The 2,615-nt window shown below is 73.8% G+C and carries 1 protein-coding gene and 1 pseudogene; one reads left to right on the top strand and one right to left on the bottom strand.

Annotated features, from left to right (window positions below; genetic code table 11):
- A pseudogene (locus RZ84_RS41450) lies at positions 1-171 on the bottom strand (oxidoreductase); the annotation flags it as partial.
- A gap of 593 nt (positions 172-764) precedes the next feature.
- Here RZ84_RS41450 and RZ84_RS20395 point away from each other — a divergent pair.
- Entirely contained in the window at positions 765-2,003 is a 1,239-nt protein-coding gene (locus tag RZ84_RS20395) for a threonine aldolase family protein (RefSeq protein ID WP_078894003.1), read from the top strand.
- The last annotated feature ends 612 nt before the right edge of the window (positions 2,004-2,615 follow it).

Raw genomic sequence — 2,615 nt, 5'->3', positions numbered from 1 at the left:
CCGGGCGCCCCGCCGCACCGAGGCGTCGGAAACCCCGGAAACGGCGACCGGCCGATGCCCGGCAAGCTGCAGGGACGCGGCGAGCGCGGGCCCGACACGGCCTGCGCCGACGACTCCGACGGTGAGCCGGGCGGGGCGGTCCTGCGCCTCGATGGGCGGGTGTGCATTCACGCGGCGATGGCCTTCCGTTCCAGTCCGCGGGGGGTACCGGACGATTCGTCGCCATGCTACGCGAGTGCCTCCGACGGCCCGGAGAGCTGTACGGAGGGTGAGACGGAGGTCTCGGAGAAGAGCCGACCCGGTGCGGTGAGGGGCGGAGCTGATCGACATCGCGGGTGGAGGGCGCGGCGGGGCCGGTGCGGGTGGCCGGCGGCGGGGTTGGCGCTGTCGCCGGGCCCGCGGCGGGGTTGGCGCTGTCGCCGGGCCGGCCGGCGAACGGACAGGGTGGCGGTCGGACAGGCCGGCGGACGGGCAGGCCGGCGGACGACGGACCGGGGGACCGGCGGACCGGCGGACCGGCGGACCGGCGGACCGGCGGACCGGGGGACCGGCGGACCGGCAGGCGGATGGCTTGCGGACTACGGGGGGGGCTCCCTCCCACGTCCTCCCACCAGCAGTTTTCCACCGAGCCACAGGGCTGCCCGGTGCTCGCCTCTCCCCTCCCTCCGAAAGTTATCCACAGGCCTCGCCGCGTCCCGCCCACCTGCGCCATGATCGACGCATCGCCGCGCACACCGCGCGAAACGCAAGGGGAGGCGGGGGAGATGACGCAGCACGGGACACATCAGACCGAGACACCTCGGGACGGAGCAGCACAGAGCGAGGCACCCGGGGACCGGGCGCCGGCTGTCCAGGAGAGCGTCACCGCACTCGCGCGGCACCGACGGATCACCGCACACCGCGGCTCCGCGCGCCAACTGAGCGGCCCGGCCGTGGAGACGATCCGGGAACGGCTGACGCGCCTGACGGCCGACGCTCCCGATGTGTACAACCTCGACGACTGGACGGATATCTACGGCATCGAGGACAGCATCGTCGGCGAGCTGGAGCGCCGCACCGCCGAGGTGCTGGGCACCGAGGCCGCCGCGTTCTTCCCGACCGGCACGATGGCGCAGCAGGTGGCCCTGCGCTGCTGGGCGGGGCGGACGGGCAGCTCGACGGTCGCCGGCCATCCGCTGTCCCATGTGGAGGTCCATGAGCGCGACGCCTATGCGGTGGTCAGCGGGCTGCGCATGGTGCATCCGACGAACGCCCCACGGCAGCCGACCGCCGCCGAGATCTACGACCTCCAGGAGCCGTTCGGGACCCTGGCCCTCGAACTCCCGCTGCGGGACGCCGGATTCGTCCTCCCGACGTGGGAGGAGCTGACGGCGACGGTGGCGGCGGCCCGGGACCGGGACGCGGTGGTGCACTTCGACGGCGCCCGGTTGTGGGAGTGCGCCCCGCACCTCGGGCGCACCCTCCCGGAAATCGCCGCCCTCGCGGACAGCGTCTATGTCTCCTACTACAAGTCCCTGGGCGGCATATCAGGCGCTGCCCTCGTCGGCACCGAGAGCTTCGTGGAGGAGGCGCGGGCCTGGCGGCACCGGTACGGCGGGCAACTGTTCCAGCAGTGGCCGACGGCGCTGGCCGCCCTGACCGGGCTGGATCGCGAGCTGCCCCGGCTGCCGCAGTACGTGGCACACGCGAAGGTCGTCGCGCGGGCGCTGCGGGACGGTTTGGCGGAGGCGGGCGTGCCGTGGTTCAGGGTGCACCCGGAGATACCGCACACCCATCAGTTCCAGGTGTGGCTCCCGTACCCGCCGGATGTCCTGAACGAGGCGGGCATCCGGCTGGCCGAGGAGACCCAAACCACGCTGTTCCGTACCTGGTTCGAGCCCGGCCCGGCTGGGCCGCCGGGAGTGGCGCAGACGGAGGTGACGGTGGCGTCGTCCGCGATGGACTGGACTCCGGAGGAGATACGCACGGCCGTGGCCGACTTCGTGTCACGTATCGACGGCTGAGGCCACGGGTGGGGTGAGGTTTGGGTTGGGCTGGACTGACCGTGGGCGGGGCTGGGACCGCCGTGGGTCGGGCTGAGTTGACCGCTGGTGTCGGGCTGGCTCGACGAGGACGGGGATGGGCTTGACGTGGGCGGAGTTGGGCCCGACGTGGGTAGGGCCGGGACCTCTGGCGTGGGTGCCGGCTCAACAGGGGTGGGGTTGGAGCACGACGTGGGCGCGGATAGCTCGACGTGGGCACGGACAGACCGGCCCCGGCCCCGCCCCCCGCGCCTGGCCCGTGCCCCGTCCCCGGAGGCCGGCCCCGGCACCCGGCGTCGGACCTGGTCGTGACCGCGCCCGCTGCGAGCAGTCTGGTTCAACGTGGTCGCAGCCGGGCCCGTCGTGGGTGCGGATACGTCGTGGGGGCGGAGCAGCCACGACGTGGGTACCGCTGAGCCTGTCGTGACCGCCGACGCCCTGGCGTGGGCGCGGCCGGAGGTCGCAGTAGGGGCGGATGCCCCGCCGTGGTCACGCTAGCTCGGCGTGCTCGTGGACGGGCCCGCAGCGGGCGCGGTGGTCGACTCAGCGCCAGAGTCTTTTGCGAGGGGGGTGGGGGTGAGGTGGGGCGGGGGG

It is taken from the genome of Streptomyces sp. CT34 (assembly GCF_000805335.1).
Lineage (GTDB): Bacteria > Actinomycetota > Actinomycetes > Streptomycetales > Streptomycetaceae > Streptomyces.
Note: the sequence above shows the minus strand (reverse complement) of the source record. Positions and strands in the feature narration are given on the sequence as shown.